General features: G+C 51.4%; 16 protein-coding genes. 7 read left to right on the forward strand and 9 right to left on the reverse strand.

Annotation, left to right across the window (positions count from 1 at the left end; genetic code table 11):
- Positions 1-9: 9 nt before the first annotated feature.
- Together proQ and AC0Z7K_RS05380 are read right to left on the reverse strand one after the other, a co-directional pair.
- The gene (gene proQ / locus AC0Z7K_RS05375; RefSeq protein ID WP_056773403.1) at positions 10-699 is read right to left on the reverse strand and encodes an RNA chaperone ProQ; all 690 of its coding nucleotides are present in this window, start codon (positions 697-699) and stop codon (positions 10-12) included.
- 95 nt (positions 700-794) lie between these two features.
- Entirely contained in the window at positions 795-1,292 is a 498-nt protein-coding gene (locus tag AC0Z7K_RS05380) for a GAF domain-containing protein (protein WP_485613193.1), read from the reverse strand.
- Positions 1,293-1,549: 257 nt separating this feature from the next.
- Here AC0Z7K_RS05380 and yebS point away from each other — a divergent pair, with 257 nt between their 5' ends.
- The 5 genes from yebS (at position 1,550) to AC0Z7K_RS05405 (ending at position 9,511) form a co-directional block, all read left to right on the forward strand.
- On the forward strand, positions 1,550-2,797 hold the full coding sequence (yebS, locus tag AC0Z7K_RS05385) for a membrane integrity lipid transport subunit YebS (RefSeq protein WP_485613194.1): 1,248 nt from the start codon (positions 1,550-1,552) through the stop codon (positions 2,795-2,797).
- Positions 2,766-5,396, forward strand: coding sequence for a PqiB family protein (locus AC0Z7K_RS05390; protein WP_485613195.1), 2,631 nt, complete (start codon positions 2,766-2,768; stop codon positions 5,394-5,396). The genes yebS and AC0Z7K_RS05390 overlap by 32 nt, the downstream gene beginning before the upstream one ends.
- Before the next feature lie 128 nt (positions 5,397-5,524).
- Complete coding sequence (gene rsmF, locus AC0Z7K_RS05395; protein WP_485613196.1) at positions 5,525-7,012, forward strand: 16S rRNA (cytosine(1407)-C(5))-methyltransferase RsmF; 1,488 nt, start codon at positions 5,525-5,527, stop codon at positions 7,010-7,012.
- Positions 7,013-7,361: 349 nt separating this feature from the next.
- Positions 7,362-9,083 (forward strand): sensor domain-containing diguanylate cyclase, encoded by a 1,722-nt coding sequence (locus AC0Z7K_RS05400; RefSeq protein ID WP_485613197.1) that lies wholly within the window; start codon positions 7,362-7,364, stop codon positions 9,081-9,083.
- 185 nt (positions 9,084-9,268) lie between these two features.
- Positions 9,269-9,511: a DUF1480 family protein gene (locus AC0Z7K_RS05405; RefSeq protein WP_112168825.1), complete on the forward strand. Its 243-nt coding sequence runs from the start codon at positions 9,269-9,271 to the stop codon at positions 9,509-9,511.
- Positions 9,512-9,555: 44 nt separating this feature from the next.
- Here the strand turns inward: AC0Z7K_RS05405 and AC0Z7K_RS05410 are convergent, their stop codons facing one another.
- From AC0Z7K_RS05410 to AC0Z7K_RS05425, 4 genes are all read right to left on the reverse strand, one after another.
- Complete coding sequence (locus AC0Z7K_RS05410; RefSeq protein WP_485613198.1) at positions 9,556-10,206, reverse strand: cysteine peptidase family C39 domain-containing protein; 651 nt, start codon at positions 10,204-10,206, stop codon at positions 9,556-9,558.
- Positions 10,207-10,350: 144 nt separating this feature from the next.
- Positions 10,351-10,743: an ASCH domain-containing protein gene (locus AC0Z7K_RS05415; RefSeq protein ID WP_485613200.1), complete on the reverse strand. Its 393-nt coding sequence runs from the start codon at positions 10,741-10,743 to the stop codon at positions 10,351-10,353.
- Between the two features lie 97 nt (positions 10,744-10,840).
- Positions 10,841-13,681: a WG repeat-containing protein gene (locus tag AC0Z7K_RS05420; RefSeq protein ID WP_485613201.1), complete on the reverse strand. Its 2,841-nt coding sequence runs from the start codon at positions 13,679-13,681 to the stop codon at positions 10,841-10,843.
- The gene (locus tag AC0Z7K_RS05425) at positions 13,681-16,458 is read right to left on the reverse strand and encodes a WG repeat-containing protein (RefSeq protein ID WP_485613203.1); all 2,778 of its coding nucleotides are present in this window, start codon (positions 16,456-16,458) and stop codon (positions 13,681-13,683) included. The genes AC0Z7K_RS05420 and AC0Z7K_RS05425 overlap by 1 nt, the downstream gene beginning before the upstream one ends.
- A gap of 516 nt (positions 16,459-16,974) precedes the next feature.
- Here AC0Z7K_RS05425 and AC0Z7K_RS05430 point away from each other — a divergent pair.
- A complete protein-coding gene (locus AC0Z7K_RS05430) occupies positions 16,975-17,232 on the forward strand; it encodes a hypothetical protein (protein WP_413529883.1) in 258 nt (85 codons plus the stop codon).
- Positions 17,233-17,505: 273 nt separating this feature from the next.
- Complete coding sequence (locus tag AC0Z7K_RS05435) at positions 17,506-18,684, forward strand: M20 aminoacylase family protein (RefSeq protein ID WP_485613204.1); 1,179 nt, start codon at positions 17,506-17,508, stop codon at positions 18,682-18,684.
- A gap of 4 nt (positions 18,685-18,688) precedes the next feature.
- On the opposite strand, the gene AC0Z7K_RS05440 is transcribed toward AC0Z7K_RS05435, so the two are convergent.
- From AC0Z7K_RS05440 to AC0Z7K_RS05450, 3 genes are all read right to left on the reverse strand, one after another.
- Positions 18,689-19,387: an extensin-like domain-containing protein gene (locus AC0Z7K_RS05440; RefSeq protein WP_485613206.1), complete on the reverse strand. Its 699-nt coding sequence runs from the start codon at positions 19,385-19,387 to the stop codon at positions 18,689-18,691.
- Positions 19,388-19,704: 317 nt separating this feature from the next.
- The gene (locus AC0Z7K_RS05445) at positions 19,705-19,923 is read right to left on the reverse strand and encodes a DUF7661 family protein (RefSeq protein WP_485613208.1); all 219 of its coding nucleotides are present in this window, start codon (positions 19,921-19,923) and stop codon (positions 19,705-19,707) included.
- A 250-nt stretch (positions 19,924-20,173) separates the two neighbouring features.
- Positions 20,174-20,443, reverse strand: coding sequence for a hypothetical protein (locus tag AC0Z7K_RS05450; RefSeq protein ID WP_485613210.1), 270 nt, complete (start codon positions 20,441-20,443; stop codon positions 20,174-20,176).
- Positions 20,444-20,525: the final 82 nt, after the last annotated feature.

Genomic DNA, 20,525 nt, shown 5'->3' on the forward strand with positions numbered 1-20,525 from the left:
GCCTCCGTATCAGAACTGCAAGTGTTCTGCGCGCACGATCATCGCCAGACCCGAAGAGAGTTGAACGCGAACACCGTCTTTAGCAATTTCCAAAACGGTAGCATCCATTGCACTCTGTCCTGCTCTGACTTTGATTTCCTGGCCAATTTGCAGTTTTGAAATGTCTGTTACTGGCACATGACGCGGTTCACGTTTTTCCTCACGCGGTGGACGAGGTGTACGTGGTTTGCGATTTTCCTGACCAGCGACAGCAGCGGGCGCATTTTCACGACGCGGCGCAGGTTTTTTAGCGGCCGGACGTGGACGACGTGGCTCAGTAGTTTCACCGGCTTCACGACGCTTAGCCTGCTGTTCTGCACGTTGTGCCTGAACGCGGGCTTTTGCTTCTTCCAACTGTTTACGGGCATGTTCGACGTGCTGCTCTTCAAGAACGCCACATGAATTACCATCAAGGTCAACGCGTTCCGCGCCAACTTTAACGCCGTACAGATAGCGCCAGCTTGAGGTATACAGACGCAGAGCAGAGCGTAACTGAGTTTTGCTCAGATTCTCTTCACCTTGCACGCGCTCGACCAAATCCGCAAAGATACCGATCTTTAATGGGCGTGCTTCGCCTTCGGCGGTAAAACAGAGCGGGAACCGCTCAGCCAAAAAGGCGATGACTTCTTTACTACTGTTCAACTTAGGTTGATTTTCCATGAAATTTCCTGATTACAACGGGTTTGCCAACCGGCGCAGGCATGAACAGGCGCCATTATAATGACGCTATTATTAAATGCCACGTTATCCGACGATCAACTTACGATCAGATTGACATATTTTTCAGCACCGCAGTTTTCAAGATGCTGGCAAAGCCCGCTGACTAGCGCTGTCAGCCCCTGTTCATCGGCTTCATCGAAGCGCTGATAAACGGTGCTATCAATGTCTAATACGCCGATAACTGTTCCTTTCACCGTAATGGGCAGAACAATTTCAGCATTACTCGCTGCGTCACACGCAATGTGGCCCGCAAAGGCATGGACATCGCCCACACGCTGAACGGTATTTTCCGCCACTGCGGTACCGCATACGCCTTTTCCTACCGGAATACGCACGCAGGCAATTTTACCCTGGAATGGACCAAGCACCAGTGAAGCGCCATCCATCAGATAAAAACCCACCCAGTTGACGCCTTCAAGACGTTCAAACAGTAAAGCACTGGTGTTCGACAGAGTGGCAATAAAATTGTTTTCTCCGGCGATCAACGCGTTCAAATCACGTTTTAATTCCGTGTAGAATGCTTCTTTATTCATGTAGTAACCAATAATAACCTAAGGGCACTGAGCCGTTCTGGTGGGCTTAACCCCTCTAAAATAAGCATTAAATGCCCATTTGAACAAGGTTAATCCTGTGTGACATCAAAAAGACTCGCCTACAATAACTGTTTGCCGACCGCATAATACGTTATTTTGTCAAAAAAACCTGGCTGATCTTGGCTTGATGGCCTCGCCTGACCCCCTTGAGGGGATGCGTAATTGTAACAACAGGTATTCTTACTACTCCAGGTACTATGAAAATAAACACAATATCAGCGCAGATCCCGCAAGTTCGCTACCAACGATGTAGCGAATGCGACCATCTGTTTTCGCTGCCGGCACTTAAACGCACACAGACGGCCCACTGCCCGCGCTGCAATGCGAAAGTCGAAAAGGGTCGGGTTTGTTCCCTGCCCCGCCTCATCACCATTGCTATCAGCATTTTACTGCTCATGCCGTTCGCGTATACCGAACCTCTGATCAGCATTCGGCTGCTGGGCACACGCATCGATGCGAGCCTGCTCGAGGGTATCTGGCAGATGTCGCGTCAGGGCGATCCCGTCACCGCAAGTATGGTCGCCTTTTGTACCATTGGCGCGCCGCTGACGCTTGCGCTCTCCATCCTGTATCTGCACTTTGGCAGCAAACTGGGCATGAATCTTAAACCCGTTCTGCTGATGCTCGACCGTTTGAAAGACTGGGTGATGCTCGATATTTATCTGGTGGGCATGGCCGTCGCCAGTATCAAAGTGAAGGAATATGCTGATATCGACGTCGGCCTAGCATTGGCAGCGTATCTGATGATGACGGTGATGGTCACGCTGGCTATGATTAATCTCAACATCGAGCAGCTGTGGGAAGAGTTTTATCCGCAGCGCCAGCCGAAAGGCGTGCCCTCTTCACTGCGGCTGTGTTTATCCTGTAAATTCACCGGTCAGCCCGATGTTCGCGGTCGCTGTCCGCGTTGCCACACGCCGATGCGGGTACGTTACAAACACAGTCTGCAAAAAACCTGGGCCGCCCTGATTGCGGCGATGGTTTTTTTGATCCCGGCGAACATGCTGCCGATTTCCATTATTTATGCCAACGGCCAACAGTTGAAGGACACCATTTTTTCTGGCGTAGTATCGCTCGCCACGTCAGGAAATATACCGATCGCTGCGATTGTCTTTATCGCCAGCGTTCTGGTGCCCTTCACAAAAGTTATCGTGATGCTGACATTACTGCTCAGCATCCATTTCAAAGCGATTCAGGGACTGAAAACGCGCGTACGTTTATTACGGCTGGTAACCTGGATTGGACGCTGGTCTATGCTCGATTTGTTTGTAATTTCATTAATGATGTCGCTGGTAAATCGTGACCAGCTTTTGTCATTCACAATGGGACCGGCGGCCTTTTACTTTGGCTCCGCCGTGATCCTGACCATTCTTGCCGTTGAATGGCTTGATAGCCGCTTGATTTGGGATGCACATGCAACAGGAAACGCCGAATACACCGACTGAAGCACGGATAAAACACAGACGCCGGATTTCACCTTTCTGGCTGCTGCCGTTTATTGCTTTACTGATCGCCGGCTGGCTGATTTACAGCAACTATCAGGAGCGCGGCGCGACGGTGACGATCGATTTCCAGTCTGCAGCTGGGATCGTTGCAGGCCGGACGCCTGTCCGCTATCAGGGAGTCGAAGTCGGGACGGTGGAATCCATCAGCCTGACCAAAGACCTGCGCACCATTCAGGTGAAAGTCAGTATCAAAAGCGATTTGTCTGACGCCCTGCGCGAAGGCACGCAATTCTGGCTGGTCACGCCGAAAGCATCACTTGCCGGAGTTTCCGGGCTTGATGCGCTGGTCGGCGGTAACTACATCGGGATGATGCCAGGGCCCGGCAAAGAAAAAGATCACTTTGTTGCACTTGATACGCAGCCTAAATTCCGGCTCAACACCGGCGAACTGATGATTCATCTTCACGCCAAAGATCTGGGCTCCCTGAGCACCGGTTCACTGGTGTATTACCGAAAAATCCCGGTGGGTAAAGTCTACGATTACGATATTGAAAGCGGCAATAATGGCGTTACCATTGACCTGCTGATCGACAAACGTTTTGCGAATCTGGTCAAGGACAATACCCGCTTCTGGAACGTCTCGGGTTTCAAAGGGGATTTCAGCCTGAGCGGCGCAAAAGTGCAGATGGAAAGTCTGGCAGCGCTGGTCAATGGCGCTATTTCAATGGATTCGCCTAATGATGGTAAACCGGCGAAAGCCGATCAATCCTACGTGCTGTACCCTGATCTGGCGCAGAGCCAGCGCGGTGTGGAAATCGATCTGGACTTACCGAATGGCGACGGCCTCTCCGAAGGCCAGACGCCGCTGATGTATCAGGGATTGCAGGTCGGTACGCTGACCAAAATTACCCTGCAGGCAGACAGCAAAGTCACCGGTAAACTGACCGTCGACCCTTCTGTACTGGATATGATCCGAACCGGCACACGCATTGAAATGAACAGCCCCAAAATCAGCCTCAGCAATGCCAACCTCAGCCAGTTGCTGACCGGCAATACGCTGGAACTTATCCCTGGCGAAGGCGAACCGCAGAAACATTTCGTGGTGCTCGACAGCAACAGCAAGCTGCTTCAGGATCCCGGCACCATCAGGCTCCAGCTGATTGCACCGCAAAGCTACGGCATTGATGCCGGTCAGCCGATTAAACTGTATGGCATCACCGTCGGGCAGGTAATGGATCGTAAACTGACTGACGAAGGTATCGTCTTCAATGCCGCAATCATGCCGGAATACAAAGATCTGCTGCATAAAGACAGTAAGTTTGTAGTCAACAGCCGGGTGGACGTGAAACTGGGTATTGACGGGATGGAGGTGCTCGGTGCCAGCGCTCAGGAATGGGTCGACGGCGGCGTGCGCATTATTCCCGGTACCAAAGGCGCGCCGGGACAAAAATATCCTCTTTACAGTAATGCCGAAAAAGCGGCTGAAGGTATTCAGGGCGAACAACCCGGCGCAACATTGACGCTGACGGCGAAAAGCTTGCCAGACGTGCAAACCGGCTCCGTGGTGCTTTACCGCAAGTTCCAGGTTGGCGAAATTGTTAACGTCCGTCCGAAGGCAAATCTGTTCGAAGTGGATGTCTATATTCAGCCTCAATACCGCAACCTGCTAAGCGATAAGAGTATCTTCTGGGCAGAAGGCGGTGCCAAAGTTCAGCTGAACGGCAGCGGTCTGACGGTTCAGGCCTCGCCGCTGGACCGCGCGTTAAAAGGCGCCATCAGCTTCGATAATCTTGAAGGCGTAACACTTACTAAAGGCGTTAAACGTATTCTGTATGATTCAGAAACGTCTGCACGCGCTGTCGGCAGCCAGATCATTCTCAATACCTACGATGCCAGTAAGCTCTCGCCGGGAATGCCGTTGCGCTATCTCGGCATTACTATCGGGCAGGTGGAGTCTTTGAAGCTGGATCCTCAGCTTAATCAGGTCGCAGCTAAAGCCGTACTCTATCCTGAATATGTAGATAATTTTGCCCGCCGCGGCTCGCGCTTCTCGATTGTTTCACCGGAGATTTCCGCCGGTGGCGTCAGTAATCTGGATACGCTGCTTCAGCCTTACATCAACGTTGAAGCCGGAAAAGGGGCGCCAACGCGTAACTTTGATCTGCAGGAATCGACCATTACAGATTCACGTTACACTGACGGTTTAGGCATTGTGGTTGATGCCGCCGAAGTGGGTTCGCTGCAAATTGGTACGCCAGTGCTGTTCCGCGGTATCGAAGTGGGTACGGTTTCAGGGTTCTATCTCGGCGCAATGGCCGATCGCGTCAACGTCACGTTGAGGATCAGTAAAAAGTATCAGTATCTGGTGCGCGCAAATACCGTCTTCTGGCTGGCTTCAGGGTATGACCTGCAATTCGGGCTGACTGGCGGGATGTTCAAAAGCGGAACGTTCCAGCAATTTATTCGTGGCGGTATCGCCTTCGCGACACCACCGACCACGCCGCTGGCACCGAAAGCAGCCAACGGGAATCACTTCCTGCTTAACCCGGAAGCGCCAAAAGACTGGCAAAACTGGGGCACTGCGATCCCAAGAAACTGATCGTAACACCGCATACAGGCCACCCACGGGTGGCCTGTTCATTTTGGGATGCGGCCGCTGCCGTGGTTCTTGCGTAAATATGTTAGACTCCGGCGCTGGAAAACTTATTCAGTTCTGGAACCGCACCTTTGTCAAAACTCACCACAGCCAGCGCCTTTGCGGAGAAGTTACCCGCCGCCTTTCTCGACGCGACCCGTGCCGTCATGCCTGAAAATCTCAGCATGGAAGATTTTATTGCTGCATGTCAGCGCCCTCTTCGCCCGAGCCTGCGAGTCAATACGCTAAAAATTAGCGTGCCCGCATTTCTCGAATTGGCCGCACGCTATCAGTGGGAATTAGAACCGATACCCTGGTGTGCGGAAGGTTTCTGGATTAACCGCCATGTACTGGATGAGTCACGGTTAGGTAACGCGCTCGCTCATCTGGCTGGGCTGTTTTACATTCAGGAAGCCAGTTCCATGCTGCCGGTGACCGCGCTGTTTGCCAGCGAAACGCAACCGGTTCTGGTCATGGATGTCGCCGCTGCGCCGGGTTCCAAAACCACACAAATCGCTGCGCTGATGAACAATCAGGGCGGCATCGTTGCCAACGAATACTCCGCCAGCCGGGTCAAAGTTTTGCATGCCAACGTCAGCCGCTGCGGCGTCAGCAATACGGCACTCACTCATTTTGATGGTCGGGTATTTGGTGCCGCCCTGCCGGAAACCTTTGATGCTGTCCTGCTCGATGCGCCGTGTTCTGGTGAAGGGGTTATCCGTAAAGACGCCGATGCGATGAGCAACTGGTCGCAAGAAAGCGTTGCGGACATTGCTTCCACCCAACGTGAACTGATCGACAGTGCCTTCCATGCGCTGAAACCGGGCGGCGTGCTGGTGTATTCGACCTGTACACTCAATGCGCAGGAAAACCAGCAGGTTTGCCAATGGTTGCTCGAGACCTATGCTGACGCCGTTGAAGTGGAAACGCTGGAAACCTTATTTGATGGCGCATCAAAAGCCGTCACGCCGGAAGGTTATCTGCATGTTTTCCCGCAGGTCTACGACAGCGAGGGATTCTTTGTCGCGCGTTTTCGTAAAACAGATTCAGTCGCGCGTTTGCCTGCACCTGGTTATAAAGTCGGTCGCTTCCCGTTCTCTCCGATGTCCCGTCAGGATACTGCTGAAATCGTGAGTACTGCTGCACTCTCCGGCCTGCGCTGGCCTGAAAAGCAGTTCACCCTGTGGCAGCGCGATAAAGAAATCTGGCTCTTCCCGGCCGTGCTCGAACCGTTGTTTGGCAAAGTGCGCTTCTCCCGCATCGGTCTGCGTCTGGCAGAACGATTTCCGAAAGGATTCCGTTGGCAGCATGAAGCGGTAATCGCTTTCAGTGCCCCTGATGCAGAAAATCGTTTTGAGATAAGTGATGAACTCGCGCAAAGCTGGTTGCGTGGGGTTGATATCTACCCGGACGCCGCACCGCCAAAAGATGAATGTCTGGTGACGTGGCTCGGTCAACCGCTGGGTTTAGCGAAGCGAATTGGCAGCAGGATCAAAAATAGTTTGCCGCGTGAACTGGTGCGAGACGGCGCGACGCGGCACACAGATTTACAGGCGAATAATTATTTTCATACTGCGTAAAATCCCTGCGCCAGAAGATCTCTCTGCTGGCGCAGAATAATCTCTTTATACTTTTCCAAAAACAGCAAAATACCCCGCCTGCCCACTTTAGTTAATACTCCCGACCGATACCTTAAGGTGAAATGTTGAGAGCTAAAGTCAGGAATGAAATGCCTTCAAAAAATTTTATGCTGCTTATCTTCGATATCGACCTATTTTATCCAGAAAGGTTTATTGAATTATAAGTAGGAATAATCCTAACCTGACATGTATTATTGCCCTCAAGATGACATTGCTAGTGATATATCATTTTCATAAATGAATCATAGTGCCTGATGTTGAGTAAAGACCTGCCAGTCGGAGAAGTATCATGTCGGATGAAATGAAACTCGAATCAGCAGATGGCCTGCTATTACAGGAAATGGCCAGTCTGCGGGATATCATCGATAACAATTCTGACTGGATTTGGGAAGTCGATGCACAAGGACGTTACGTATTTTCCTCGAATAAATGCATCGAGTTTCTGGGAGTCCCGCCTGAAGAAGTCATTGGTAAAACCCCGTTTGATTTTATGCCGCCGGACGAAGCTAAGCGCGTTGGCGAGCAGTTTGCAGCGATTGTAGAACGTCGTGCGCCCTTTGGCGGATTACTCAACCGTAACATTCGCCCGGATGGAACGGAGGTTATTCTCGAAACCAGCGGCGTTCCATTATTTGACCCCGACGGTAATTTTCGCGGTTATCGCGGCATCGACCGTAATCTGACCAATCTGGATCAGGCTCCCGGACAACGTCTCTTCCAGCTGGAATCCATCTATTCAAACGCACCGGTTGGCCTGTGTTTCATCGATCTGCACATGCGCTATGTGACGGTAAATGACGCTATGGCGAATATTATTGGTCTGCAACCCTTTGAAGCGATTGGTCGTAAAGTCGGTGTTTTCCTGCCCGGCCTCTCGCCGCTGCTCAATAATGCGCTGGAACTGGCGCAGCGTAACGAACACACACCTGACCGCGAATTCCCGGTACCTGGTAAAAATCAGGTGTTCTTTGTACGCATCAAAGCGGCTTACGACGCGCAAACTCAGCTGAGCGGTCTATCTGTAGCCATGACCGATATCACCAGCCTGAAGCGAATGGAGAAGGCGCTGCGGGAAAGCCAGGAGCATTACCGCAATATGGTCGAGCTGAACCCGCAAATTCCGTGGACAGCGGATTCTCGCGGTATGCTCAGCGACGTCAGTTCGCGTTTTCAGCGCATCACGGGTATGACCCGACAAGATATTCTGGCCGATAAGTGGATCCAGAGTATGCACGTGGAAGACCGCCGTGCCGCCGTGCAGACGTGGGAGCAATGTTTGAAAACCGGCGCACCGCTGGATATCGAAGTGCGTTTTTGCCACGTTGACCGTGGCTGGAACTGGATGCGCATTCGCGCTGCGGCGAGCTATGCGCCGGATGGTTCAATCCAGCGTTGGTATGGCACGGCAGAAGATGTTCATGAGCGAAAATTGCTTGAACTGAAACTGGTAAAAGCCAATCGTCGTCTCGAAATTCAGGCACGCACGGATTCGCTGACCAAGTTACCTAACCGTCGTGAATTCAAAAAAGTGCTGAGCCACGAATATATGCGTGCGAAGCGTAACCGTACGCCGCTGACCGTGGTGATGATCGATATCGATTATTTCAAACATTTCAATGATCACTACGGCCATTTATCGGGCGATGCCTGTCTGCGTCTGGTCGCCCGTACTCTGCGCAGATCGCTCAAACGCAGCACGGACGTGGTCACACGATTTGGCGGTGAAGAGTTCGCCGCTATTCTGCCGGATACCGATTTGAAAGGTGCCTGGATTGTCGCCCAGCACATCATGGAATCCATTGAAACGCTGGGTATCAAGCACAGTTTCAGCGAATTTAACCGCGTAACCATCAGCCAGGGCATCGCCACCTATATGCCCGATCAGGATCCTGGCCTCGAGGATCAGTCAGATATCGTCAGTGCAGCCGATGAGGCGTTGTATTTATCCAAAAATAACGGCAGAAATCAGATTAATGCCATGCCTGTTTCAGTCAGATTCAACCCGCTTTAAAGCTCACCGCAAAGCCGGAACGTCTGCGCGACGCCCCGGCTGTTCATCAGATTGATCCCACTTTCCTCACGCTCATAAAAATCTTATGGCACTTTTTGTGCTGTCGACTATTCTCAAATAAGGCCAGCAAACTGGTCGTACCTGATGTTGTTCAATTTTCTGGTTTATCTGGCAAGGAGTAACCGATGGCAAAATCGAATATTAGAATTGGCAGTTACGAAATTGATGACGCGCAGTTATCCACACCCGAAGCGAAAGGCGGTGATATGGTGCACATTCCGTGCAAATCAGATCCTGATTTATGCATGCAGCTGGATGCATGGGATGACAATACCAGCGTGCCGGCAATTCTGGATGGCCGCCATTCGGTGTTGTACAAGGAGAAGTATGACAAACAGAATGATGAGTGGATCATGAGACTGGAGTGACACAGCATGGCGAACGGGACGTTGTTCGCCATGCCGCTATGCGGTCATTCCCCGGCGGCGACCAGTGAAATACCCCGACCGGCAAAAAAACGCGAAAATTCTTTCACTGATAATGTCACGTCCCTCTGCGATGCAACGTCATGGCCGGAAGGATTATGAAAGGTTACGGACAGCGCATCAGCGCGGGTGACCAGCACCAGATGTCCGCCCTTGTGCGGTGGTGAAGAATTTGGCATGCGGATGGACGGATGTACCGACGCAATGAAAAAGCGATGCTCCTCCAACTCTGCCCCAATCTGTTCAGCATCCATATCCACTCTGACTTGCGCACTCAGCCCTAGCTCCTCCTGAACATACTCGACAAAAGGCGCATAAATCAGGCCTTTGATATTTACACCCTCGCGAACATACGCGCCATACGGCAGGCTTCTCTGCGTAAGATTTAATATCGGCACGACTTTACCTGAGGTAGCTGCCAGTACCATCTTCAGGCAGCACATTCCGCAGACATGATTCGCCCACTCAATGAACTCTTCCTGGGTGGAAGCACCTGACTCTGGCCAAAGCGCAATATCCCTGAGGGTAATGTCTCCGGCAATGATCCCGGCCGCGGAGGCGGGATCCTCCCACTGACTAAAATAAGGGACGCCGGAATGGGCGGAGAACCCGGTTAGATGAGCAGAATGGGCAGACATAACGGTTTCCTGAACGGGAGGCGGTGACATCAGGTGTTTATACGAATATGTAAATACAAAATATCAGCGAACAGCAAGGCGGAAAAATTATCCCAATGACAAAGGTTCAGACCCGGGATTGAGAACGGGCCTGAACGGAAACTTTTAGAATTTCTCCACTAGCTTAAACTTCATCAATAACAGTGGCATAGTTGGTTCAAACATTTCGTACTCTTCGAAGAAACGCTGATGTTCTTTGCGCCAGTAAGTCAGAGTCCGGTCACCCTCGCCTTCTTCGAATGCGTGTTGCTCAGTCACCTGATCAAAAGGTACCTGCTTCACTTCCGTCAGCTGCACGGCGCACACCGGATTGTTGCGGCCATCAACAACGACAAAGATCTCGCCGGCCTCGGGTTCAGGATCGTCGTCGAGGTTAGAACAGGTTGCTGTCTTAGTACCGTCGATAACACGCTTGGCAAGTTCATCCGCTGATGACTCAGTATCACCAAAAGACCAACGTTCTGCTTCCCTGTATTTTAGTGGGATCTGCGGGATCATAATTTATCCTTTCAATTGAGATAGTTCACAGCCATTACCTGTAAACATTAGCACAAAAAAACCCGCCGAAGCGGGTTTCAGACAGAGAAGACACGCACTATTTTGTGCAGTTTTCTGGCATAGCAGGCGGCCACTGTCGTGAACTCCCTGCACCGTACAACACGGAAATACCGCATTCTTTATCGACGCGTGCCAACGGTTTCCCGGTTTTATCGATCATCATAGACATTGCCTGCGTAGAGACTACGGCAACGCCGCTGTCAAAGGGCGACACCGCACTGAAGACCGGTGGAATGATGAAGTTACCCTGCGCATCGACAAAACCATAGTTCTGGTCAGTGCGGGCAAACGCCAAACCGTCGACCGGCAAGCCGAGATCGGTATAGACCACACCTTCAACCGGTTTACCCTGCGCATCAATCCAGGTTTTCCGGCCGTCTTCATGGCTCAGTACCGCGTGGCCATCCGTCATGCGGCTGGCATGCCCCTGAACGGTCAGAACCAGTTTCCCAGTGTTATCCACGTAGCGCGTCGAAGGCACACCCTCGAGTGCGTCATACGATACAGACCATGCGCTGGCAACAGGAAGGGCCCACTGCCCCTCAGGCATTGCAGCAACACGTACACCTTTATCATCAATTAACTCTGCACCCGCCGTGGTTGAACGCAACGCACGGCCCTGTTCGAAGGCCGAACCCTCAGTCTCTGCGACGGGCTGAATCTGCCATTCGCCCTGCGCGTTGAGATAACCTTCCTGCGGTTGGCGTGAAAGTTTCACCCAGTCGCCAAGTGCACTGATGTGGGTCTGCTGTTCGTGCAGCTGAATGTTACCTGCGGCATCCAGCAGCCAGGACTGGCCTGCGGCCGACGTTGCTAAAATCCGGCCATCAGTGAACTGTGTGACAGATAACCCCGCCGTCGGTGAAATGCGTGTTTTGGCATCATTACCGATAATTTCAGCGAGGACGCCGGATTGAGGTTGTTCGGCTACGGCTGGCTGAGTCAGCAACCACAGCGCGGTGTTAATACGCTGCACCTTGGCATATTTCGCTTCGACCAGCATTTTACCCTGATCATCCACAATGCCCCACAAGCCATTGGGCATCTGAACTTCAGCCTGATTATTAGCGTAATCTCCGACGGTTTTATACGCAGGCTGGGAAACTGACTTCTGAGCGTTAGCATCAAAAATCCCCCACAGCGCGCCCTCTGCAGCCGTTTCATGGTAGCGGAACCAGCCGTTACCCGCAGATTGAATTTCAAACACGTTTGGCAGATCATAATGTTTGCCAGCGTGATCCATCGCAGTCAGCTTGCCATCGAGATAATCCAGCGCATAACCTTGAACGAAAGGAGAAATATTATCTTCGGTGAGCGGGATCAGCGTCTTACCCTGTGCATCGACAACGCCCGTTCCATCAGCAGTGACCACAATGAACTGTCCGACATTTTGACTGCTGTCAGCGGATTGAATATCCAGCCATTTTGCTTCCAGCTGAAGCGAACCATCAGGGCGCAGGAAACCGGCTCCGCCCTTGCCTTTATTGGAATCCGGGCGGATTAACGCCAAAGGTAATTGCGCAGAGACGGGCTCAGCACCTGCGTTCAGAGGTTCAATATGGCTGTCGCCCAGGGTAGTGATGCTTTTCTGGCTCAGTAACGCTTTACCCGCGGCATCAACCACATTCAATACTTCGCCCTGATCATTGCGCAGCCACAAATGATGATTAATCACATCCGCACTGGAAATTTGCGCCAGCCATCCGACATTTTGTGTGCCGCCAATCATCCCGCCAGACGGCGCCACAATCGCGTTTACTTCTTTCTGGTCGCCCTTAGTCGTGACCAAAAAATCACCGGTATTCTGCCCCAGAGGTTCGCTGCCCGCAGGCAATGTCAGTGGCTGTTTTCGGCCCGGTACATAAAGCGTAATGGCGTCTTTAACCGATGGATTCAGCACATAATCGCCGGCCACGCGCAATGCGGAAACCTCGACGTCGCTGAACGTGGCGATTACAGCCGCAGAGTTATCAAGCAATTTGATGCCGTCGGTGGTTTTCGCCAGCCAAAATGCGCCGGTCTCTTCGCTGACCGTCAGATACTTTTGCTTATCCTGGGCACCATCGGCACCGATCAGCGTAATGCCGTCGGCATTTTTCGCCAATGCCACGGCTGGATTGCGGGGATCAAGTGTAATAGCGGAATATTGCGGCGGAATGCGCCAGGTGAGATTTTCGTCAGCAATTCCGTAGCCTTTGGTCGCATCAAATGCGATAAACAACCCTTCGGACCCAAAAGGCTCAATGACTTCCATTTTGTCGGTCGCCACGTGGCGGACACCATCCGGCGAGAGTAATACGCTTTTGAAAGTAAGCCGAAGACGTGCAGGCATCCCATCGGTGAGCAGCGCTTCATCAACCAACTCATCAAAAGGTTTACCCGCTTGTTCGCCCTTGCTGTTGACGAGTTGCGGCTTTCCGGCCAGCACAACAGCCGCCAGACCTGACTGCGTAAAAGGCTGAACGCTGTCAAAGGTCGGTTTTATCAGCCAGTTACCCGTCGTATCAATAAAGCCCCATTTACCTTGCTGCTTAGCGGCAGCGACACCGTTGTGATAATCCCCGACGTCATCGAAGACCGGTTTGATCACCAGTTGCCCCTGATTATCTAAAAATCCCCAGCGGTCATCGTTTCCAGCCTCAGAAGGCAGGAGCACGGCAGCGCGCCCTTCATGCACATCACGCAGGCACAGGTTTTGAACCAAAGGCAGCGCATTTCGCGCCTGAGTCTCCGTCTGCGATGATGGCAGCATTGTGGAACAACTGGTCGCGTCAGCCGCCAGCACAGGTGTTGTTAGCGTCAATAAGGCCAGCGCGCTGGTGGTATTCAACGCACCAAATAGTGCGCGTTGCAGCCTTGAAGGTTTACTAACAATCATCAATTGCCTCCGTTACTGCAAGCAGGCGCTTTTGCGGGCCACAGATAAGCACCTTTGGCATCAACAATGACCCGCTGATTACAGCGAACCTGAATTTTTGCCTGAACGGCACCTTCAGCGTTGAGCAGACTGACAACACCCTTTCCACCAGCCCATGCGTGTTTCTCGCTAAAGTCACCTGCCCAGTCAAACTTAGGCAGCACAGCGAAACGGCCCGTTGGATTGATGTAACCGAATAAGTTGCCATAGGTCGATTTCTTCATGGCGGCGGCGAAATTATTATTCATAGCACCGACCTGATCGAAATAGGCGCCAATCAGTTTTTTGCCCTGCTGATCAACAAAGCCAAACAGACCTTTATCGTTTCGCATTGGGACCACACCCGAACTGGCTTTGTCGGCCAGCAAGCTGCCCAGCCCGGCAAAGCGCTGGACTTCGTTACCGTCGTTATCGTAGAGCACTGTTTCACCGGTAGCATCGTCATTCATGGTCAGACGCGTAAGGGAATTTAGCGGCTGCGCTTGTTCAAAACCATCCAGCGGTTCACCGCCGTGATCGTTAATTAGCTTAGTTTGACCGTCACTGGTTGCCCGGCTCCAGTTAAGCGGCGCAATAAAATTAAACGCTGCGGTGTACAACGGCTCAATCTGCCAGTCGCCCTGACTGTTGATCGCGCCAAAGTGCGGGGAGAAATCGAGCATCACCCAGTCCCCTGCAACTGAGCTTGAGGATGACGCAATGCCTTTACTCATTGGCGCACGCCCCGCATCATCGAGCAACGCGACCCCACCTTTAGCAGGCTTAACCAGCCAGTGGTTCTCTCCCACCCTTAGCGGACTGGCGAGTAAGTCAGTGGCCAGAGCCTGACCACTCACAGCGCTGTAAAGCCCGTAATGGCTGGCAACCGCGCCCCGCTCTCCGGGCTGATCGTTATCAGCGAGGGTAAACATACCGTCGCCAACGTACTGAGGTTTGCCACTGCGGTCAGCAGAGGGAGTAATGGCCCAGGAACCGTCGCGGTTAATCACGCCCCATCCTGCATCAGCTTTCGCTAACGCATAACCGTCGGTGAAGGATTCGATTTGTACAAACTGAGGCGCTGCTTTAATTCCTTTACTGGCGATATCCCATAAGCCCCAGCGCCGCGCGTCATTATCGCCTTCCGTGTAATACAGTAAACCGGCAGACAGACGCTGAGCGTTTTGCTCAATATTTGCAGGCACTTCCACTGCATTGCCGTTGCGATCGATTAAACGGCGCGTCTCGGTATTGTTACTGCTATCAACGGCCCAGGTGTAATCGCCGCTGAAAGGAGTAATGTCTGAATAGGTAGGCTGGATAACCCATTTACCTGCCGAATCCACCGCGCCCACTTTTTTGTTTTGAGTACGAATAATGAGCGGAGCCTGAGCGCTCTCACTTTCAACGGATGCACTTTCAATCAAGGCCCACTGAGGGTCTGAGAGCACAGTTCCCTGCGAGGTGAGAATGGCGGGTGGTTTGTTGGTATCGGAAGGTTTCAGTAATGCCCAAGGCAAATTGCGCGATACATCACTGTTATCGGTGGGTAATGCAGGCGCGTCATCAATCATCGCGCTCGCGGCCAGCGGTTGCAGCTGGTAATCCTTCAAGGCTGCAAGCGTAGGATCATTGAGCAACGCTACGCCGTTGTTGTCATAAACCTGTACCACCTGAAGCGTTTTACCTTCGTTTTGCGTCACCCAAAGGCGGTTACCTTGTTGCAGTAATTGCGGCTTGTTGGCTTTAACGGTCACAACCTGATTATCGGCACCGATAATCACCACACCTTTACTGCCCTGCCCGATAACAGCCTTACCCCAGACCAGAATGTTCTCAGACTGATCGGCAGGAATATCTTGCACTTTTTCGAGCTTGCTGTTCAGCAACTGTTTCGAGTTTTCGTTCGTTGTCACCAGCCAACTTCCCGAGGCCAGCGGACGGACGGATTTGTACTGATCTTTACTCAGAGAAACACCCTGATGATCAACAAAAGCCCAGTCATTCTTGTTTTTCACCGCAACAACATCACCGTTAAGCAGTGGTTCGTCGCGGGTCTTGAGAATCATCGGGTCAATGGCCCATTCACCATTTTCGTTGAGATAACCCCAGAATCCGTCGTTGGCAGTATCGCGTTTTTTTGCCGGAATCAGCCCGGACTGCGGTAAATCGAGCGCCATCACATCATCGGGTAATAACACAGAACGATCGGTGGCGGCATTCCACAACGCAGGGGAAACCTGAATCTGCACGCTTGCAAGCGCCTGACCCTGCATAAAACCGTTGGTATCTGGAGAAGCTGCAAATGGCAGAGTTTTGATGACTTGCCCTTTGCGGTTGATCATCGCCAGACGGTTGTCCGTGACCACCAACGCGGTACCCTGTGCATTAAAATCGGTGGCGCGGGTGAAACTCGGCTCAATCGCCCAGTTACCTTTTTTATCGATATAACCGAACTTGTCGCCCTTTTTGACAGCGGCTACGTCATTCACGAATCCGCGCGCTTCACTGAAAGCGGGTTTAATGACCATATGTCCCGTGGTATCGACAAATCCCCACAACGGTTCACGGGTCAACCCTACCTGAACAGGTGAAAGACCCTGCTGGAAGGGTAACTGGCAGTCTTTAGCCGTTTTTGCATTGCCACATGCCCGTAACAGCGCATCATCCGCATGTACCGGCAGGCTAAAAGTCGCATTCAGAATCAACGCTAATGCACTGAAATTTCTGAAGTGTTTGAATGTTTCGGAGCAAATCATCCGATGCCCTTATGACTGAATAAGATTAGAAAGTGTAGCGCACACTCTTTTCATGACCCGCTCAATCAGCGAGTTTGACGGCAAAAAATCCGATAATAATCAATTTCAAGCGTGCACACATGCCAGACCCCATAGGTTGTCAGCTTGCGAAAGAAAAAGCAGCTATTTTATTACTCTGTAACGAATGAATATCCTTAATCACTGGCTTTCACGATATCCCATGAATGTTAACTTCCGGATTATTTTTCTTACCCACCGTTAACAGTCCCTCCACAACACGCTCTGGTGATAAAAATTTAATCATTTTCGTTAACAAGCAAGCGACGACTTATTCACGAATCTTTGAAGGAATCTTATAACTATTGATTAAGGTCATTATTTCGCCACCTTTAGTCTGCTTTTATAAGTTAAAGCACGTTATGTGACTCACATCACTCCCAGCCTCTGCGGCTTCAATCCTGGCAGTGTCCGGTTACAGCGTATTTCAGCTACTTCACTTATCATTGAGGGAAAGTCATGCCAATTGTTCGAGCCAGGTTAAGTCTGTTTGGAGGCGACACTGTCGTCATACGTTGTTCAGAAAAATGTCATATCCATCTGATGTGTGAAAATGACGCTGAGCTAAAGGGGCGTCACACCGGTTTCGGCGACGTCCTCACAGTGAATAATCAAAACACGGCTTATGTCGGCATCCCTTATAAAGGAATCTGGAGTGTCCTCATTGATTCTCAATGTGACTCCCTCGAGCATTCGATTACCTATCTTCCTGCCTGATCTTCTCCTCCCTCTTTAAAAATGCCTTATCTGGCAGGCCACTTTTCGCCTGCCAGATATTCCCAAAACATGATCCAGCCTGTCTACAACACAAATCATTTTTTGGACGACATCGTGGAAAATACTTTAGCCTGTTACATCAGTTACATAGCGGTATTGAATTGAACATTCCAGAAGTTAAATAAACCTTCTCTTACAGGTTAATTAGTGATTGCCAGCCCTCATTGCACATTGCATTCTGTCTGAACTCACTTGCACAGACAGATACTCATAATGACTGATAAAACACTTTGCACTCTCGATGACGTGGTCGATCTCGCGCCGGGGCTGCGTGAAATTCGCCAGCACCTGCATCAACATCCAGAACTTTCCAATGAAGAATCCGCTACTGCGGCATTAGTCGCGGATAAACTGCGTGCTCTGGGTTATCAGGTCACCACCGGCGTGGGCGGACACGGCGTCGTGGGCACGATGAAATCGGGCTCGGGCAGGCGCAGTATTGGCATTCGCGCAGACATGGACGCTCTGCCTATCACTGAACAAACCGGAGTCAGTTATGCCAGCCAGACGCCAGGCAAAATGCATGCCTGCGGTCATGATGGCCACACCTCTATGCTGCTTGGCGCGGCAGAACAACTGGCACGTAGCAAAAACTTTTCTGGCACTGTTCATCTCATTTTTCAGCCCGCAGAGGAAATCGGTTTCAACAGTGGCGCCGAACGTATGCTGGCTGAGAAATTGTTCGATCGCTTCCCCTGCGACGCCGTATACGGCCTGCACAATCATCCGGGGTATCCGGTTGGGAAAATGATGTTCCGCTCTGGGCCATTTATGGCCGCATGCGATACGGTAAATATCACTATTTATGGCAAAGGCGGGCACGCCGCTCGTCCGCATATGGCCGTAGATCCTATTCTGGTCGCCGGAAGTTTAGTGGTCGCCTTGCAATCGATCGTTTCACGCAGCATTGACCCGAATGAGACGGCGGTCGTTACCATCGGCTCATTGCATGCAGGACATGCCTCGAACGTTATTCCTGAGACTGCACGACTGGAGATGAGCGTTCGATCCTTTGATGCGGGGGTGAGGAAAATCCTTGAAGAACGCATTCGCACATTGGTTGAAAATCATGCTGCGGGTTATGGGGCGCGTGCGGAGATCGAATATGTGCCGGGATATCCGGTTCTGGTCAATCACGACAGGGAAACTGCCTTTGCGTGCGAAGTGGCAAAAGAGCTGCTGGGTGAAGAGAACGTTGTGGAGAACTTGCCGCCAATTTCAGGCAGTGAAGACTTCGCCTATTTCCTGCAACAAAAGCCAGGCTGCTTCCTGCGACTGGGGAACGGCGACAGTGCAGCCCTGCACAATCCGGCTTACAACTTTAACGATGAAAGCCTGACATTTGGCGCTGCATACTGGACACGTCTGGTCGAGCTGTATTTAGAGGATTGATCTCCTAACGACAAAATCCAAACCAGCGCAGGCCAAGGTGAAAATGGTTGGCGTGCGCTGCGTTGTAATCAGGACCGATCGAATTTCCGAAGTACGGGCAACTCTTTGAAAACAGTGAATGAATGTACTGCCCTTCATCACCCGTTTGCGGCCATTGCTTCAGGACCGTCAACTGTCGCCCGTCCTTTAACCGGAAACCGGCGATATCCAGCGCTTCAGCCGTAGCATGCTCACTCAGTCGGGCATTAGGTTTGTTATAAATGTTGCGGCAGGCGTAACTGCCAAGGTGGTCGATGCGCACCAGCGGTGAACCCAGCGCTTCATTTGACAGTGGCTTCGCCACCTGCGAAACAAACATTGCGCTGCTTAATGCGAGAGGACAACTCGCCAGATAACTCGAACTCAATGATACATCTCCAAATCCCCGGACCCGCACGGGATCCTTCAGCGGACACGTCCCGCCCATATTCCCGACAGGTGTAAACTGAATTGCACCCGCCGCTTGCGCGCGTTCGAGCGCCTCAAGGCAGGCTTGCGGATTATTATCAAGACGGCGGAGTTTATAACGAGTAATGAAATTCGGAGAATCACTGACAGCTACTGGCGCAAAAGGGTTGTAGGCCGGAGGGACACGCTCAGAAATCCACGGCCCACACAATATAAGAACAATCAAAAGAGCCATCAGGCCAATCCAATATCGCATAACGCTCCTTTTTGAAGCCAATACAACCCATCTTGATTTCTGCTGAATACACCAGAGTTTATCGATAAAAGATAGCGGTTATCCGCACAGTGTAAACCCGCCATCGGCAAAGTTACATCTCAGGAACCAAACTTACTCAGCTTTGACATAACCCTACATTGTGTTTGGTATCTTAGATTCCGAAGACGAAGTTTCTTCTCCTGTGTCCACTATGAACTGTCCTTCATAGTACGTAAGACCCTCGCTTTACCCCTTTCAGCCCGCCCCCGAGCGGGCTTTTTTTTGTCCTGCAATCCAGGGGCAACTGCATGCAGTTATCATTCGACACGTGTAACGTCCGGATGCTTTTGGCTTGCTGATTCATGAAAAATATCACCAAGCCAGCCAGATATTTCATCCTCTGTCAGGTCATCAGGAATGATAATGTCATGCAACCTCGAAAATTTTCTCTCCGACATATCAGCGCGAAACACCTGCCAACCTTCTGGCGTTTGTTTAACTCCAAGGTATCTTCCGAAAACGTTGTAAATCAGCATCGATGCCTCTTGCATGGAGCGGGTAAGATATTTGGTTTTGAAGGGTATAAGACGAAAAAAAGACCGAATACGATTCCTGATTGCGGTGTATATGGATTTTTCTGTTATCTATCATATGGATACATAACAAAAACGCCCATTTTGATGGTTGCAATGCTTACCATTACGCATCTTATAGATCAAACACTTGCCATATATTTCGGTTTGTGTTCGGGAAAAGTTCGGGAGCGCACAGACAACCAATTTCCCATCACCCTCGCAGAAAGAAATCATCCGGGTCATCATGGAATCCGCCAAGTTGCGGCTCATTCCTCTTTATCGACATCAGATACTCCATACCCTGCCTCAGCGACACAGGCTCCTCTATCACAAACCCAAACCAATCGTCATATGCCTGACCCAGCCAGAAGCCGCCACCGTGCTCCTTTAGCCGCTGGAAGAACACGTATGTCCCCGGCTGAATGTGATCGCGAGTCTGCCCGCGCAGTACAACATCAAATCCCAAATCTTTACCGCCCATATCCCACCCCATCACTACTGGTTATGCATACAGTATAATCATGAGATTTATGGTCTGTGAAGGCCTGTGAGCGGATAAAATC

The organism is Rahnella sp. 1L-D-7-B-C2 (genome assembly GCF_057290995.1).

Bases quoted from the DNA above. Each gene is read 5' to 3' on its own strand.
- proQ (WP_056773403.1), bottom strand. From the start codon at position 699: ATGGAAAATCAACCTAAGTTGAACAGTAGTAAAGAAGTCATCGCCTTT.
- AC0Z7K_RS05380 (WP_485613193.1), bottom strand. From the start codon at position 1,292: ATGAATAAAGAAGCATTCTACACGGAATTAAAACGTGATTTGAACGCG.
- yebS (WP_485613194.1), top strand. From the start codon at position 1,550: ATGAAAATAAACACAATATCAGCGCAGATCCCGCAAGTTCGCTACCAA.
- AC0Z7K_RS05390 (WP_485613195.1), top strand. From the start codon at position 2,766: ATGCAACAGGAAACGCCGAATACACCGACTGAAGCACGGATAAAACAC.
- AC0Z7K_RS05400 (WP_485613197.1), top strand. From the start codon at position 7,362: ATGTCGGATGAAATGAAACTCGAATCAGCAGATGGCCTGCTATTACAG.
- AC0Z7K_RS05405 (WP_112168825.1), top strand. From the start codon at position 9,269: ATGGCAAAATCGAATATTAGAATTGGCAGTTACGAAATTGATGACGCG.
- AC0Z7K_RS05410 (WP_485613198.1), bottom strand. From the start codon at position 10,206: ATGTCTGCCCATTCTGCTCATCTAACCGGGTTCTCCGCCCATTCCGGC.
- AC0Z7K_RS05415 (WP_485613200.1), bottom strand. From the start codon at position 10,743: ATGATCCCGCAGATCCCACTAAAATACAGGGAAGCAGAACGTTGGTCT.
- AC0Z7K_RS05420 (WP_485613201.1), bottom strand. From the start codon at position 13,681: ATGATTGTTAGTAAACCTTCAAGGCTGCAACGCGCACTATTTGGTGCG.
- AC0Z7K_RS05425 (WP_485613203.1), bottom strand. From the start codon at position 16,458: ATGATTTGCTCCGAAACATTCAAACACTTCAGAAATTTCAGTGCATTA.
- AC0Z7K_RS05430 (WP_413529883.1), top strand. From the start codon at position 16,975: ATGCCAATTGTTCGAGCCAGGTTAAGTCTGTTTGGAGGCGACACTGTC.
- AC0Z7K_RS05435 (WP_485613204.1), top strand. From the start codon at position 17,506: ATGACTGATAAAACACTTTGCACTCTCGATGACGTGGTCGATCTCGCG.
- AC0Z7K_RS05440 (WP_485613206.1), bottom strand. From the start codon at position 19,387: ATGCGATATTGGATTGGCCTGATGGCTCTTTTGATTGTTCTTATATTG.
- AC0Z7K_RS05445 (WP_485613208.1), bottom strand. From the start codon at position 19,923: ATGCTGATTTACAACGTTTTCGGAAGATACCTTGGAGTTAAACAAACG.
- AC0Z7K_RS05450 (WP_485613210.1), bottom strand. From the start codon at position 20,443: ATGGGCGGTAAAGATTTGGGATTTGATGTTGTACTGCGCGGGCAGACT.